At 69.9% G+C, this 14,823-nt stretch carries 17 protein-coding genes and 1 tRNA gene; 8 read left to right on the plus strand and 10 right to left on the minus strand.

The annotated features are described in order from the left end of the window. Positions 1-53: 53 nt before the first annotated feature. The 3 genes from AB0383_RS11545 to AB0383_RS11555 all read left to right on the plus strand — a co-directional run bounded on the left by AB0383_RS11545 (position 54) and on the right by AB0383_RS11555 (position 1,701). Entirely contained in the window at positions 54-620 is a 567-nt protein-coding gene (locus AB0383_RS11545) for an NAD(P)H-dependent oxidoreductase (RefSeq protein ID WP_364170343.1), read from the plus strand. A 132-nt stretch (positions 621-752) separates the two neighbouring features. Continuing rightward, positions 753-1,175: an organic hydroperoxide resistance protein gene (locus AB0383_RS11550; protein WP_364170346.1), complete on the plus strand. Its 423-nt coding sequence runs from the start codon at positions 753-755 to the stop codon at positions 1,173-1,175. Positions 1,176-1,224: 49 nt separating this feature from the next. Beyond that, entirely contained in the window at positions 1,225-1,701 is a 477-nt protein-coding gene (locus tag AB0383_RS11555) for a DNA starvation/stationary phase protection protein (RefSeq protein WP_364170348.1), read from the plus strand. A 58-nt stretch (positions 1,702-1,759) separates the two neighbouring features. On the opposite strand, the gene AB0383_RS11560 is transcribed toward AB0383_RS11555, so the two are convergent. Further along, positions 1,760-2,005 carry a hypothetical protein gene (locus AB0383_RS11560; RefSeq protein WP_364170351.1) on the minus strand — a complete coding sequence of 82 codons (246 nt, stop codon included), beginning with the start codon at positions 2,003-2,005 and terminating at the stop codon, positions 1,760-1,762. Between the two features lie 71 nt (positions 2,006-2,076). Here AB0383_RS11560 and AB0383_RS11565 point away from each other — a divergent pair, with 71 nt between their 5' ends. Then, entirely contained in the window at positions 2,077-3,558 is a 1,482-nt protein-coding gene (locus AB0383_RS11565) for a hypothetical protein (protein WP_364170354.1), read from the plus strand. A 63-nt stretch (positions 3,559-3,621) separates the two neighbouring features. Beyond that, positions 3,622-5,013, plus strand: coding sequence for a glutamate decarboxylase (locus AB0383_RS11570; protein ID WP_366186787.1), 1,392 nt, complete (start codon positions 3,622-3,624; stop codon positions 5,011-5,013). A 206-nt stretch (positions 5,014-5,219) separates the two neighbouring features. On the opposite strand, the gene AB0383_RS11575 is transcribed toward AB0383_RS11570, so the two are convergent. After that, a complete protein-coding gene (locus AB0383_RS11575; protein WP_220244895.1) occupies positions 5,220-6,287 on the minus strand; it encodes an NADH:flavin oxidoreductase/NADH oxidase in 1,068 nt (355 codons plus the stop codon). Between the two features lie 72 nt (positions 6,288-6,359). Between AB0383_RS11575 and AB0383_RS11580 the strand changes: the two genes are divergently transcribed. Continuing rightward, positions 6,360-6,986: a TIGR03085 family metal-binding protein gene (locus tag AB0383_RS11580; RefSeq protein WP_364170359.1), complete on the plus strand. Its 627-nt coding sequence runs from the start codon at positions 6,360-6,362 to the stop codon at positions 6,984-6,986. A 7-nt stretch (positions 6,987-6,993) separates the two neighbouring features. Here AB0383_RS11580 and AB0383_RS11585 read toward each other — a convergent pair whose 3' ends face one another. From AB0383_RS11585 to AB0383_RS11595, 3 genes are all read right to left on the minus strand, one after another. After that, complete coding sequence (locus AB0383_RS11585) at positions 6,994-7,173, minus strand: hypothetical protein (protein ID WP_366186789.1); 180 nt, start codon at positions 7,171-7,173, stop codon at positions 6,994-6,996. A 396-nt stretch (positions 7,174-7,569) separates the two neighbouring features. Next, positions 7,570-7,971 carry a hypothetical protein gene (locus tag AB0383_RS11590; protein ID WP_364170362.1) on the minus strand — a complete coding sequence of 134 codons (402 nt, stop codon included), beginning with the start codon at positions 7,969-7,971 and terminating at the stop codon, positions 7,570-7,572. 88 nt (positions 7,972-8,059) lie between these two features. Beyond that, on the minus strand, positions 8,060-9,901 hold the full coding sequence (locus tag AB0383_RS11595; RefSeq protein WP_364170364.1) for a prolyl oligopeptidase family serine peptidase: 1,842 nt from the start codon (positions 9,899-9,901) through the stop codon (positions 8,060-8,062). 40 nt (positions 9,902-9,941) lie between these two features. Here AB0383_RS11595 and AB0383_RS11600 point away from each other — a divergent pair, with 40 nt between their 5' ends. Then, the gene (locus AB0383_RS11600) at positions 9,942-10,628 is read left to right on the plus strand and encodes a methyltransferase domain-containing protein (RefSeq protein ID WP_364170367.1); all 687 of its coding nucleotides are present in this window, start codon (positions 9,942-9,944) and stop codon (positions 10,626-10,628) included. A gap of 255 nt (positions 10,629-10,883) precedes the next feature. Here AB0383_RS11600 and AB0383_RS11605 read toward each other — a convergent pair. Then, a tRNA-Pro gene (locus tag AB0383_RS11605) sits at positions 10,884-10,957 on the minus strand. Between the two features lie 29 nt (positions 10,958-10,986). Continuing rightward, a complete protein-coding gene (locus AB0383_RS11610) occupies positions 10,987-11,955 on the minus strand; it encodes a metallophosphoesterase (RefSeq protein WP_364170370.1) in 969 nt (322 codons plus the stop codon). Positions 11,956-12,033: 78 nt separating this feature from the next. Between AB0383_RS11610 and AB0383_RS11615 the strand changes: the two genes are divergently transcribed. Beyond that, the gene (locus AB0383_RS11615) at positions 12,034-13,809 is read left to right on the plus strand and encodes a hypothetical protein (RefSeq protein WP_364170373.1); all 1,776 of its coding nucleotides are present in this window, start codon (positions 12,034-12,036) and stop codon (positions 13,807-13,809) included. A gap of 12 nt (positions 13,810-13,821) precedes the next feature. Here AB0383_RS11615 and AB0383_RS11620 read toward each other — a convergent pair whose 3' ends face one another. From AB0383_RS11620 to AB0383_RS11630, 3 genes are all read right to left on the minus strand, one after another. Further along, positions 13,822-14,097, minus strand: coding sequence for a hypothetical protein (locus tag AB0383_RS11620; RefSeq protein ID WP_364170376.1), 276 nt, complete (start codon positions 14,095-14,097; stop codon positions 13,822-13,824). Between the two features lie 39 nt (positions 14,098-14,136). Further along, positions 14,137-14,349 carry a hypothetical protein gene (locus AB0383_RS11625; protein WP_364170378.1) on the minus strand — a complete coding sequence of 71 codons (213 nt, stop codon included), beginning with the start codon at positions 14,347-14,349 and terminating at the stop codon, positions 14,137-14,139. Between the two features lie 150 nt (positions 14,350-14,499). Further along, entirely contained in the window at positions 14,500-14,775 is a 276-nt protein-coding gene (locus tag AB0383_RS11630) for a hypothetical protein (RefSeq protein ID WP_364170381.1), read from the minus strand. Positions 14,776-14,823: the final 48 nt, after the last annotated feature.

Consider the following 14,823-nt stretch of genomic DNA (forward strand, 5'->3'; position numbering starts at 1 on the left):
CTCCGTCCCAAATCCTGGTCCTCCACTTAAGTCGAGGGGTTAGCCTCGGGGACGTGACTTCAGCCAAAGCGGTCAGGGTGCTCGGGATCGGCGGTTCGCTGCGCGACGGCTCGCAGTCCGAACGCGCCCTGCGGATCGCGCTCGACTCGGCGGCCGAGCTGGGGGTGGACACCGAGCTGATCCCCGGGCCTGAGCTCGTGCTGCCGTTCTACGACACGGCCGCGGGCGAGCGCGACGACCGCGCGAGGCGGCTGATCGAGAGCATCCGCCGCGCCGACGGCCTGATCGTGGTCTCGCCCGGCTACCACGGCGCGCTGTCCGGGCTGGTCAAGAACGCCCTGGACTACGTCGAGGACCTGCGCGAAGACACCCGCCCCTACCTCGACGGCCGCCCGGTCGGCCTCGCTGCCGTCGCCTTCGGGTGGCAGGCCGCCGTCACCACGCTCGACCAGCTGCGCACGATCACGCACGCGCTGCGCGGCTGGCCCACTCCGCTGGGTGGTTCGATCAACTCCGCCGAGACCAAGTTCGACGAGTCCGGCGGCGCGTCCGACGACAAGAGCGTGCGCACACTGCGCCTGATCGGCCGCCAGGTGGCCGAGTTCACCCTGTCGCGCTGAGGTTTCATCTGCCGGACGCCGGGTATTCCCCGGCGTGATGCCTGCCATGCGGTGGCAAGGTTCCGCTGATGCGGAACGTTGTTATCAATGAGACGCTGAGTCGGGCGTCCCGACGAGGAGGTAGGCGAAAGAATGGCTGACGCGATCTACACCGCGGCCGCGACCGCGCGAGGCGAGGGCCGCAACGGCGAAGTGACTTCGTCCGACGGGGTCATCGACGAGTCGCTGGCGGTGCCGAAGGAAATGGGCGGCCCGGGCGGTGACAAGACCAACCCCGAGCAGCTGTTCGCCGCCGGCTACTCCGCGTGCTTTCACAGCGCTCTGCAGGCTGTGGCGCGCGCGGGGAAGGTGCAGCTGCCGGAGTCGACGGTCACCGCCGAGGTCAGCCTGTACAAGCAGGAAGTGGGCTTCAAGCTGGGCGTCGTGCTGAACGTCGCGCTGCCCGGCATGGACAAGGCCCAGGCCGATGAGCTCGTGTCGCAGGCGCACCAGGTGTGCCCGTACTCGAACGCGACCCGGGGCAACATCGAGGTCGCGCTCACCACCACGGTCTGACGCGTTCTGCGCCTGCTTCCCCCACCACGACAAAGGAAGGACACCCCCGATGGTCAACTCTCCCATCAAGAGCCCGCTCAGTGCCGCCGACAAGGAGATCACGGGCAACGCCCTCCAGGCGACGCTCGTCGACCTCGTGGACCTTTCGCTGATCGCGAAGCAGGCCCACTGGAACGTCGTGGGCAAGAACTTCCGCAGCGCCCACCTGCAGCTCGACGAGCTCGTCGCGACTGCCCGCCAGTACACCGACGAGGTCGCCGAGCGCGCCAACGCCATCGGCATCTCGCCCAACGGCAAGGCGAAGACCGTCGTCGAAAGCTCGGGCGCCCCGGACTACCCCGACAACTGGCAGTCGGTGGAAACCTCGGTGGCCGCCATCGTCGACACGCTCGCGACGCTCATCGAGCGCCTCCGCAGGCGCATCGACGAGACCGACAAGAGCGACCTGGTCACGCAGGACCTGCTGATCGAAATCACGCGCGCCTTGGAAGAGGCGCACTGGATGTGGCAGGCGCAGCAGGCCTGACGGATCTTGGCCGCACGGGCCGCTCACCCTTCGGGGTGGGCGGCCCGTTTTTTCGGGACTAGATGCGGTAATGAGAGCCGCAGAAGCCGGTGAGGGCGTCCATGAGCTCCAGCACTCGCTCGCCCGAAGGATCTTCGTACGCGTCACCGGTTTCCTCTTCCAGGTCGGCGAGGACCGCGTAGCAGGCCCGGACGATGTCTTCGCGGTCCGTACCTGCGGCGACGGCCTTGATGGCGATCTCCCGGAGTGCTTCGCGACGTACGCGCCGGGTTGTCGCCTCGCGCGAACGGCCCGTTCGTGCCATTTCGGCGCGAGGGGACCGTTCGCGCCACCTGACACGGGCTTTTCCGACCGCTTCCGTGTTCACTTGAGGACATGCCCGCTCTCCACCCGCCGCTGGATCGGCAGCAACTCGGTCACCTCAGACACTTCGACAACCTCTCCCGCCAGTTCCGCAACGACTGGTCCTTCATGCAGGGCAAGGGAACCGGCCAGGACGACTTCGGCGGCTACCGCTTCCAGCTCGCGTACATGGCGTACGCGCTGGCCCTGACGCACCGGCACCGGCTGCCCGCCGCGCCCGGGTTGTTCCGGCCGACACTGCGGCGGCTCGTGGAGAAGATCCTGCTGCCGGAGGTGTGGTTGTACTGGCGCGACGTCAGCCGCGGCGGGGCGGTGGTCAACGCGCACCTCGGGGATCTCAAGGAGGAGTGGGATCCCGTGGTGCGCGACAACATCATGTACAGCGCGTACGTGCAGTCGATGGCGCTGCTGCACGACTACCTCTTCGCCGCCGACGAGTTCGCGGCGCCGGGGTCGCTGACGTTCCAGCACTGGTCGTACTTCTGGGGTGGCGAGGAGAAGCGGTTCCCGTACGACCGCGAGTCGCTCAACGACCACATCTACTGGCAGATGGTGGAAAACGGCTACCTTGGCGTGGCGTGCGAGCCCAACTGCGTGTTCCAGATCTGCAACCAGCCCGCCATCCTCGGCTTCCGCCTCCACGACCTGATCACCGGCGGCAATCGCGCCGAAGAGGTCGTGGCCGGGTACGAACGCGCGTGGGCCGACTTCGGCCGGCTCGACGAATCGGGCCACTACAACATGATGATCACCGCCGACTCCAAGCGCGTGCGGCCGAACGAAGCGCCGTCGCCGTGGGTGGACGCGTGGTGCGGCGCGCTGATGAACATGTGGAACCGCGACTTCGTGCACGACGGTTACCCGGAGCAGGTCAAGCGGTTCCTCGTCGACGGCCCGGACGGGACCCTGTCCGTCCGCTCGGCGCCGGCGCGGGAAGTGATGGGCCAGCCCGTCATCACGGACACGTGCGACTTCGGCTGGGTGGCGGCGTGGGCCTCGGAGATGGGTGACGCCACCACGCTCGAAAGCCTGCTCGCCCACGCCGACCGCTTCATGAACCCGACCTGGCGCGAAGGCGGTCTGTACTACCCGCGCAACGACACCCCGGCCGACGCCGACGGAAACCGCACCGACATCGAGCCGATGAGCGGCAACGTCCTGCTCGGCTACGCCCGCCTCAACACCCCGGACGGCCTCTGGGGTCTCTACACCAACCCGTGGCCGGCGAGCCATTTCGAGGAACCGGCGCTGACCGTCGTCGATCGCGACGTCGAGGTCAGCCAGGCGGAGGTCGTCGACGGCGTGCTGCGCGCCCGGCTGCGGCGTACGCCGGACGTGCCGGGTGAGGGGACCGTGACGATCGGCCGTATCCCCGGGGCATTCAGGGCCCGGCTCGACGGGGTTGAACTTTCAACGCTGGACAGGACCGAAGCCGGCCTGGTCTTCCGGTGCGGCCCCGAAGCGCAGGTGCTGGAGGTGGAGCCGCTGGGCTGACGGGCCGCCCGGCCGGGTGTCGTGTGCTGTCGCGGGCGGGGGTGCGGCAGTACGGTCGCAAGCATGGTGCTGCACAGCGGGGAACAGAACGGATCGAACCGTCAATCGGGCACGAACCCCATGTACGCAGGGGCGAATCCCGCCCTGGCGGCCGACTTCGTGATGCCGCACAACAAGATTCGCGACACGTCGCTGCCGCCTGACTCTGCGTTGCAGCTCGTGCGCGACGAGCTGATGCTCGACGGAAACGCGCGGCTCAACCTGGCCACGTTCGTCACCACGTGGATGGAGCCGCAGGCCCGCGACCTGATGGCCGAGTGCGTCGACAAGAACATGATCGACAAGGACGAGTACCCGCAGACGGCCGAGCTCGAGCGGCGCTGCGTGAACATCCTCGCCGACCTGTGGCACGCGCCCGACCCCACGGACATCATGGGCTGCTCGACCACGGGCTCGTCCGAGGCGTGCATGCTCGCCGGGATGGCGTTGAAGCGGCGCTGGACGAAGCTCGGCCGCACCGGGAAGCCCAACCTCGTGATGGGCGTGAACGTGCAGGTGTGCTGGGACAAGTTCTGCGAGTACTGGGAGGTCGAGCCGCGTCTGGTGCCCATGGACGGCGACCGCCTGCACCTGTCCGCCGAGGAGGCGGTGAAGCGCTGCGACGAGAACACCATCGGCGTCGTCGCGATCCTCGGGTCCACTTTCGACGGTAGCTACGAGCCCGTCGCGGAGATCGTCGCCGCGCTCGACGACCTGCAGGCCCGCACCGGCTGGGACATCCCCGTCCACGTCGACGGCGCGTCGGGCGCGATGATCGCGCCGTTCCTCGACGAGGACCTGGAATGGGACTTCCGCCTGCCGCGCGTCGCGTCGATCAACACCTCGGGCCACAAGTACGGCCTGGTGTACCCCGGCGTCGGCTGGGTCGTGTGGCGCAACCGCGAAGCGCTGCCGGAGGAGCTGGTCTTCAACGTCAACTACCTCGGCGGCGACATGCCCACATTCGCGCTGAACTTCTCCCGCCCCGGCGCCGAAGTGGCGGCGCAGTACTACACGTTCGTCCGCCTCGGTCGTGAAGGCTTCCGTGCCGTGCAGCAGGCCTCGCGTGACGTCGCGCTCCACCTGTCCGACGCGATCGCCGGCCTGGGCCCGTTCCAGCTGCTGACCCGCGGTGACCAGCTCCCGGTCTTCGCCTTCACGACGAAGCCCGAAGTCACCAACTACGACGTCTTCGACGTGTCCCGCAGACTCCGCGAACGCGGCTGGCTCGTCCCGGCCTACACCTTCCCGGAGAAGCGCACCGACCTGGCGGCGCTGCGCATCGTCGTCCGCAACGGCTTCACCCACGACCTGGCCGACCTCTTGATGGACGACCTCCGCCGGACCCTGCCCGAGCTGGAACGCCAAACCGAACCCCAGCACGACGCGGCCACCTCGACGGCCTTCCACCACTGACGCCCGCCGGCTGGGCTTCGGAGCCGTCCGAAGCCCAGCCGCTCAGCTCCTCGCGGACGCTCAAACCCGCCACTTCTGGCGGGCGGGCCGGGCCACGGCGCGGAAATGGCTCAACGCAGCGAGGTTCCGGCGGGCCGCACTCAAATCGCGACTGCGGCCCGCGTCCGACGAGGGATCCCGCGTCAGTCGGACGTTCACGGGCCGGGTCAGCGGCGCGGCTTCGCGCGCAGGTACTGGTCCGCCCACTTCACCTCGGCGCCCAGCGCGTGCGCTGCGCGTTGCGGCCAGTGCGGGTCACGCAGCAGGGCGCGCGCGAGGAACACCGCGTCGGCCGAACCGGTGGCGACGATTTGTTCCGCTTGTTCCGGTTCGGTGATCATGCCGACGGCGCCGGTGGGCACGGCGGTCTCGCGGCGGATGCGTTCGGCAAAGGGCACCTGGTAACCCGGGCCGACGGGGATGCGGGGGTGGGGCACGTTGCCGCCGGAGGAGACGTCGACGAGGTCGGTGCCGCGGTCGGCCAGGAGCTTCACGAGGTGCACGGAGTCGTCGGGGGACCAGCCGCCGTCGGCCCAGTCGCTGGCGGAGATGCGGGCGAACAGCGGCACGTCGGGGCCGATCTCCTCGCGCACGGCCTCGGTGATCTCGAGCGCGAGGCGGGTGCGGCCCTCGAAGTCGCCGCCGTAGCGGTCGGTGCGGGAGTTGGACAGCGGCGAGAGGAACTGGTGGCCGAGGTAGCCGTGCGCGAGGTGCAGCTCGAGGACGTCGAAGCCGGCGGTGAGCGCGCGACGGGCGCCCGCGGCGAAATCGGCCGGGATGCGCGCGACCTCGTCGGTGGTCAGCGGACGGGCGGGGGCGTAGTCGCCGAAGGGCTGGTCATCGGCGCCGACGCTCTGCCAGCCGCCGTCGGACGCGGGCACGCTGCCGGTGCCCTCCCACGGCCGTCGCGTGGACGCCTTGCGCCCGGCGTGCCCGAGCTGCATGCCGATCGCCGTGCCACGCGCGTGCACGAAGTCGGTGATCCGGCGCCAGGCGGCGACCTGCTCGTCGTTCCAGATGCCCGTGTCCTGCGGACTGATCCGGCCTTCCGGGGTGACGGCGCTGGCTTCCGTGAGAATGAGCCCGGCGCCGCCGACGGCGAACTGTCCCAGGTGGACGAGGTGCCAGTCGTCGGGCACGCCGTCGGTGGCGGAGTACTGGCACATGGGCGAGACCCACGCGCGGTTCGGCAGCGTCAGGCCCCGCAGGGAGAGGGGTTCGAAGAGTCGGCTCACGATTCGATGAAACACCCAGTGGTGGTCGTCTCGTCCGGGCGTGGGGGTGTACTCGCGAGTAATGTCGGAGGCATGGGTCTTGCCGCAGACGAACGCCAGGCGTTGAGCACACTCTTCGACGAGGTCGGTCCCGACGCCCCGACCCTGTGCGAAGGCTGGGCGACGCGCGATCTCGCGGCCCACCTCATCGTGCGCGAACACCGCCTCGACGCGTCGCCGGGCATCATGGTGCCCGCGCTCGCCGGCTACACCAAGCGCGTGCAGGACGGCTACGCCGCCAAGCCGTGGCCCGCCCTCGTCGACCAGGTCCGCCGCGGCCCGGCCTGGTACTGGCCCATGGCCATCGGCCCCCTCGACGAGCTCACCAACGGCGCCGAGTTCCTCGTCCACCACGAAGACGTCCGCCGCGCCCAGCCCGGCTGGGAACCCCGCCCGGCCGACCCGTCTCGCGACGAGGCCGCCTGGCGCCTCGCGCGCCAATCCGCGAAGCTCAACCTGCGCAAGGCCCCCGTCGGCGTCGTCCTGCGCCACACCGACGGCCGCTCCGCCCAGGTCAAGTCCGGCGCCCCCGCCGTGACCGTCACGGGCGACCCCGTGGACCTCCTGCTGTTCGTCTTCGGCCGCGACGCCGTGCACCTCACCTACGACGGTGACCCCGCGGCGGTGGACCGGCTGCAGGCGTTGAGCCGCGGTATGTGACCTGCGCTCAGGCGTCGAGGTGGCGGGTGTCGCCGAGGCTGACGAGCTGGTGGCCGTGGAAGTAGTCGTCTTCGCGCAACGTGGTGATGCTGCCGGAGGGCGCCCGGAAACACCCACCACTCCCTCGACGTGGTGCGTGGCCTCGGGATGGGTGACGACGTAGATGCTGCACACCGGCGAGTGCCATCCTCTTAGCCCCCCGGCGGAGCGACTTCACCCCCGGGCGGTTTGACGCCCTGCCCCACCCGCGCGACGGCCGTAGACCCACCCTCCCGGGGGCCGCCCATGATCCATTCTACCGGGGTAGGGCGACAAAACCGGCTGCTCAGACAGGTTGTCCACAGGCCGCCACAGTTGTGGACAACTCGCTCGTGCGAAGCGCTCGGAGCGCACGCGCGCGGGACGCGGGGACCATCCGTCCAGCTCAGCGGGGTTCCACCACAAAGCCGGACGGCGGAGTCAAGCACCAAATGGCTACCCAGCCCGAAGCCGCGACGGCCAGCGAAACTCCAACGGCTCCGCCTGACGAGTCCACACCTCGACCAGTTCCGCCAACAACTCCACCGCTCCAAGGATATCGGCGTCACCGAAGGGATACGGTTCCGCCCGAATCACTCCCCAAGCCTCCCGCGCAGCGGCGAAGGGCGGTGGCCGGCGATGTTCCACCGCGCGATGCAGCACGCCGACCACTCTCCGCCACCGCGATGGACCCCGAAGCCGCCTTCAGAATCCGCTGGCTGCGCGCCCGGGCGTCATGGCGCGGTTTCCCCTGCAGCACAGTCATGTTGTCGAATACGCCGCCCGCTTCGATGCAGCCGAAGATGCCGCCGGACAGCTCCAGTGAACGCTCCACGGCAGCGTGCGCGAGGTCGTGCGGGACGCGATACTTGCGCGAATACGAAGGCAACCCGAGCACGACCCCGTCCCCGCGGGTTATGCGCGTGAAGGTTTCGCCGCGGGGGTCATGCATAAACACCAGGTCCACAGCCCGAAGCATCAACCCTGGAAAACTGAAAAACCAAGCGAATTTCCCCGGCCAGGGTCCCCCGAAGTGAGACCCCGGCCGGGGGAAATCACCGCAAAGCGCGCAAAGCGAAATCCACTTCGATCGACGTCTGCTTGATCGTCTCGGCGATCACCAGGGAGCCATGGCCGGCGTCGTAGCGGTAGAACTCGTGGGGCGCGTCGCGGGCGCCCAGGCGGTCGAGGTAGTTCTCGATCTGCCGGATGGGGCAGCGCGAGTCGTTGTCGCCCGCGAGGATCAGCACGGGTGCGGCGACGGCGTTCACGTAGGTAATCGGCGAACATTCCTTGTACACCGCGGGCACATCCTCGGGTGCGCCGCCGAACAGAGCACGATCGAAAGAGCGCAGTTGCTCCATCTCGTCCTCGTACGCGGCGACGTAGTCGGCCACCGGCACGCCCGCGACGCCCGCCGCCCAGCGCGTGGGCTGGGTGCCGAGCGCGAGCAGGGACAGGTAGCCGCCCCAGGAGGCGCCGTTGACGACGCACTTGTCCTTGTCGGACAGTCCACTTTCGACAGCCCAGTCGTGCACCGCCGCGACGTCTTCGAGCTCCGTCAGGCCCGGCCGGCCCTCGATGGCGTCGCGCCACGCGGAGCCGTAGCCCGTGGAGCCGCGGTAGTTGACCTCGACCACGGCGAAACCGGCGTCGAGCCACGTGGCGCGGTAGGCGGAGAAGCGGTCCTCGTCGGCGGCGTGCGGGCCGCCGTGCAGGGAGAACACCGTGGGCAACGGGCCGTCGGGCGCGCCGGCGGGACGCGACACCAGCGCGTGGATCTGCCCGCCGACGCCCTCCACGAACGCGTCGGTCACCGGCGACGAACCGGGCGCCTGGTCACCCGGCGGCGCCAGCAGCACGGCGTCGGTGCCGTCGGTCGCGCGGCTGCGCACCGCCGTCGGCTCCGCGGCGCTGGACCACGAGTACTCGATGCTGCCGTCGGGCCGCACACCCGCGCCGCCGATTCGGCCGGCAGGAGTGTCCACAGAGGACAGCGAACCGTCGTCGAGGTCGAACCGGTACAGCGAGCTGCGGCCCTGGTGGAAGTGCACCACCAGCAGCGCGCGGGCGTCGGGGTACCAGTCGGCCACAACCTCGCCGGGCAGGTCGATCTCGAGCTCGGTCTCGGTGTCCGCGCGGACGTCCCAGATCAGCAGCTCCTCCCGGCCGCGCCGCTCGTGCAGCACGAGCAGCCGCTGGTCGCCGGGCAGTGGCGAGAACTCCAGCGCCGAAAGGCCCTTGCCCTCGCCGTCGTACATCTGGGCGACGGTCGTGAAGCCGTCGGTGGCCAGTACGCGCAGCGCGGGATGGCGTGAGTCGCCGTGTTCGGAATGTGAGATCGCCACCAAGCTCTCATCACGAGAGAGCGACGCGATGCCGGCGTCGTCCGGGTGGCTGTAGAAACGCTCGGTCTTGTCGCCGATCTTCGCGAACAGCGCGCTGCCGTCGTCGGTCGAGACACCGACCGCGATCACGCGCGAGCCGAGCTCGAGGCCGGCCGGATAGCCGTCGTGGACCTCGGGCAGCGGTTTGGTGGCGGCCGAGCTGTCGCCGTCGAACGGCTGGCTCACCCAGGAGCCGAACTCGTCGCCGTCGGTGTCGTCGAACCACCAGACGGCCGAGCCGTCGGGGGCGGGGGTGGCGTGCAAGGTGCCGTTGGGCCGGTCGGTGACGCGGCGGTGACTGTCGGTGGCGCGATCCCACGCGTAGACCTCCCAGACGCCGCTGGCGTTGGAGACGTACACGTTGGCGTCGGGGGCGTCGCGGGCCCATTCGGGCACGGAGATGCGGGCCGCGTGGAAGCGGGCTCGCCAGCGGGACTCGGCGTCGGCGTCGGCGAACAGGCGGTCGGGGACCACCGCGGGCGGATATTTGTTGCCTGACTGCGTGCTCACCCCTCGATCCTGCCACCCTGGTGGCCGTACTGTGTGCCGGGTGCTGGAGGGATACGTGCGGGACGCGGCGTCGAGGAGTGCGGCACGCACGGCGGTGGAGCGGGCGGCGTTCGCGCAGGCGCTCTTCACGCCGGGCATGCGGGTGGTCGACCTGGGCTGCGGGCACGGCACGATCACGCTGGGTTTCGGGAGCGGCCAGTCCACAGTGGACTACGCCGTGGCCGATCCGCTCGACCTGCCGTTCCCCACGTCGTCCGCCGACGTCGCCTTCTCCCACGCCCTGCTGGAACGCCTGCCTGACCCGACGGGGGTGCTCGCGGAGCTGCATCGGGTCCTGCGACCCGGCGGCCGGCTCGCGCTGTCCACTTCGGACTGGAGCCGCGCGCGGCTGCGGCCCAAGACGGCCAACGTCGACGCTGCCCTGCGTGGTTACTACCTCTTGCTGCGCCGCTCAGGTGCCAACCCGTTCGCCGGTCGGACCATTGCCGAGCGGGTGTCCGACAGCGGCTTCACCGAGGTCGTCACGCGGACCCGGCACCGCTCCGACCTCGTCTACCGCGATCTGGCGACGTTCGTCGAGCAGGCACTGGCCAAGGCTCTCGCGGATCTGGACCACCCGGACCGCGACCAGCTCACGTCCGCCGCGCGTTCGGCCTACTCCTGGACGCGCACCGCCGGACCCGGCGACTTCCTCCAGTGCTGGACGGAACTCACGGCCACGAGGTGACACACCGCCCTCGGAACCGACAGTCCTGAGGCGACCCCGCGCCTTCGGGGGTCCAGGGGGCGGAGCCTCCCTACTCACGGCCACGAGGTGACACACCGCCCTCGGAACCGACAGTCCTGAGGCGACCCCGCGCCTTCGGGGGTCCAGGGGGCGGAGCCTCCCTGGCGGGGGTCTGGGGGTTCGACCCCCAGAGGACACACAAGAGAGGCCCTATATCCGCGCTTTCCGCGGATATAGGGCCTCCGGACTATCTTGTCGGGGTGGCGGGATTCGAACCCACGACCTCCTCGACCCGAACGAGGCACGCTACCAAGCTGCGCCACACCCCGAGGTACTGCTTAACGGGTCGTGGAGAAGTTTAGCCGACGGTCTTGGCGGGTTTCCTCGGGGTTGCCTTATGGCTTTCGAAGGCCCCGGAACCGCGCGGAACCAGCGTCAACAGGCTCGCTTCCGGTGGGCAGGCGAACCGCGCCGGCGCGTACGGCGACGTGCCCAGCCCGGCCGAGACGTGCAGCCACATGTGCGCGCCCCAGCGGGAGGCGCCGCGGGCGCGGGTGCGGTCGAGCTCGCAGTTGGTCACGAGGGCGCCGTAGCCGGGCACGCGCAGCTGGCCGCCGTGAGTGTGGCCGGCGAGGACAAGGTCGTAACCGTCCGTGGCGAACGGGTCGAGCACACGCGGCTCGGGCGAGTGCGTGACACCGAGGCGGACGACGGCGCCCGCGTCGGCCGGGCCGGCGATCTCGCGGTAACGGTCGCGGTGCAGGTGCGGGTCGTCGAGACCGGCGGCGAACACGGCCTGGCCCGCGACGTCGATCGTGTGGCGCGAGTGGGTGAGGTCGGTCCAGCCGTGCTCGACGAACGCGGCGCGCAGGTCGCGCCACGGGAGCTTCGTGCCGTGGATGCGCTTCTTCTTGCCCTTCGGCATGAGGTAGCGGGCGGGGTTCTTCGGCTTGGGCGCGTAGTAGTCGTTGCTGCCGAAGACGAACACGCCGGGCCGGTCGAGCAACGGGCCGAGCGCGCGCAGCACCGACGGCACGGCCGTGCGGTGCGAGAGGTTGTCGCCGGTGTTCACGACGAGGTCGGGTTCGAGCCGGTCCAGCGCGGCCACCCAGCGTTGCTTCGCGCGGTGTCCGGGGAGCATGTGCAGGTCGGAGACGTGCAGGATCGTGAACGGCTTCGAGCCGGGCGCCAGCACGGGCAGCTCGGCCCTGCGGAGGGTGAACCGCCGCCGTTCGACGCCCACGGCGTAACCGAGTGTCGCGGTCCCGAGCGCGAGGGTCCCCACAGCGAGCTTCTTGGCGATGCTGGTGTTACTGAGCGTGCTCACCACGCGAGGATACGTGGTCGGCCTGTCCCGGGGCTTGCGGGCAGCGGGAGGCTCTCGGGCGCGGCTAGGTTGAGTCCGATGTCGACCGAAGCGGAGTTGCGATTGGGCCTGGCGCGGCTGGTCGGCGCCCGCGTCACGGACGTCGGGCGCACCGTGAACATGGTCGAGGTCGGGTTCGCGATCGGCGACGTCGAGACGCGGTTGCACGCGCAGTGCCCGTTCCGCTTCGTCGGCGGAGACACCGTGCTGCTCGGTAGCGAAGACCTGGCGTACCCCGCGCCGCCGCCGCTGCTGTCCGCGGCGCGACGGGACCTGCCGCGCGCTCTCGACGACGTGGTGTCACGCGGCATGGCGAAGGACCCGGCCGACCGCCACCCCACGGCGGGCGCCTTCGCGGCGGCGGTGAACGCGGCGCTGGCCGGTACGTCCGGTCCCACCGCGACGAGTGCCGAGACGAGTGCGCCGGTGTGGCAGCGAGGGAGTCTCGGGGCGGCGGGTTCGGGTGGGTCGCCGGTCGGTGGCGCGCCGGGCTCGGGGTCAGAGGCTGGTGGGGCGCAGCCTGGCGGCGCGGGGTTGTCGCCTGGTGGTGTGCTGGACGGCTCTGATGCCGGAGCGGGTGGGTCTCAGCCGGATGGTTTGGCGGGCTCGGCTGGATCGGGTGCGTCGCAGCCTGGTGGTCCCTCGGTGGGGCTGGGGGTTGGTGGTGCGCTGGATGGTTCGGCTGCCGGACCGAGCGCGCAGACACCACCTCCTGGCTTCGCCGCCGCACCGAGCACACCGCCTGCCGGGCCGAACGGCACACGGCCTGGCGGCGCGGCACCGCCCTCGGGCTTCGCGACGGGCGCAAGCGCACCCCCGGGGCAGAGCGGACCACAGCTCGTCGGTCAGGCGCCTCTGGGCCTCCCTACGACTGGGCCGAACATGTCCGGCACCCGCGTGGGGTCGCCGACGGGCGTGAGCGGTCCGTTCACGCCAGGGGCCGGGTTCCCGAACGGTCCCGTCACGGCCGGCGGGCCACCGGGGTCGACGTCGCTCAACACGCCGATTCCGCTGGCCGCCGGGGGCCAGACGTGGCCGGGCCACCCGCCGACGCGGCCGGGCCGGCTGCCGGTGCCGCCGCCGAAGTCGAAGCGGGCGGCGGTCGTCACGGGAGTGGTGGCGGTCGTGGTGGTGATCGCGGTCGTCGCGACGGTGCTGATCATCCGCGGCCAGGGGCAGAACACCGCGGGCGCCGGGGGCACTCCGACACCGAGCCCGGCGTCGGCTTCGACATCCAGGTCGAGCAGCCCGCCGCCGTCGACCGGGGGCGGCTCGAAGTCGTCGCAACCGCCGCAGTCGCCGGAATCAGCGGGGTCGAGCGCTCCGCAGCAGCCGAGCGGGAATGTGCCGGTGCCGGAGACGTATCAGGGCACCGGCTGCACGGCGGCTCAACCCGTCCAAGGTGCCACTGCCGCGATGTACTGCACGAAGTCGCTCGCCGGCACCTTCCGGTCCGGCAACGTCACCCTCCGCGAGCCGACCCAGGCGCACTTCAACCAGTTCCCCGATGAAGCCTCGCTGGCCGCCTTCTTCGAAGGCATGGTCCAGGCCCACAACCTCACCCGCGACGACGACCACGGTGGCTGCGACGCCGTGGATCACCCCGGCATCTGGGGCTCCTACTACCGGCCCGACGCCAATGCCCCCCACCCCGGCGACTTCATCACCTGCTACGACGACACCTTCGTCTTCACCGACGCCCGCACCCACACCCTCGGCGTCCTCGTGTTCGACGGCGTGTCGACGCCTCAGGAACGCGACCAGATGTACCTGTGGTGGAACCAGGTCATCCTCGGGAAGCTGACGAAGTTCTGATCGGCGCCGGGCTCATCTCGGGCGCGGCTTTCCCGGTGAACGACCGAGCGCGATGAGGAACAGCCGCACGACAGTGATCAGCGACCCGGGTCCGAGCGTGCCGAGCCACAGCAACAGCGGCCAGTCGCCGGCCGGCCAGTCGTCCAGGCGGAAGAACGCCACCAAGGCCACCGAACCGAGCGGGATCGCCGTCAGCACCCAGACGTCGACGGGCCGGCGCCAAGGCAGCACCGAAAGAAACAATGTCGCGGCGAACAAGATGAGCAGAAACGCGAACGCGATGCCCACTTCACTCTCCAGCTATCCAGGTGACAACGCCGACACTGCTCAGCCGTCGAGCGTGACGTACTCCTTGGCCAGGGAACTGCCGGCGCTGGGTGGGCAGGCGCGATCCTCCATCCGGGCAGCCCCATCACGGGTCGACACGTACGCAATGCACAGCACTGCTTCCTGCTTGGCGTTCGGGATGTGTCCTTCGGAGGTGAGCCATACGGCGACCGTGAACCCCGTCGGCTTCTGCCCGTGCGTGCCAGTATTCAATATTCGATACATAAAGCGCTACACCGACTACGGCTGCGAGAGCCGCCGCCACGCCGACCACGATGATCACTGACTTCAATTCGGGTCGGCGCTTCCGACGAAGAGGAAAAGCGGAAAGAGCAGCGCGGGTCCTGCCATATCAGACCTCGGTCATTCGTTTGCGCGTCGGCCGAGGCGAAGGTTCTTGGTCCAGTGCGCGACGTCGATGATCAAGCGAGAGAGTGTGATGATCATGCCCCACATCAGGAGCACGAACCACATCTGCCAGGGGCCTTCAAGCGTGGTGATCAATACCCACGATGCGACGACGTGGGTGGCCATCACGGCCGAGCGCAAGAGTGGCGGTCGCAGGGGCAGGCACGCCACCCCGATGGATACGGCCAGTATCCCCAGTAATAGAGGCCAGACTGCCGCTGCTGCGCCCACGCGATGATCTTAGTGCTGGAAACGCCGGACGGGCAGCGGCCATTCAGG

It is taken from the genome of Amycolatopsis sp. NPDC051373, assembly GCF_040689465.1.
Taxonomy (GTDB): domain Bacteria; phylum Actinomycetota; class Actinomycetes; order Mycobacteriales; family Pseudonocardiaceae; genus Amycolatopsis.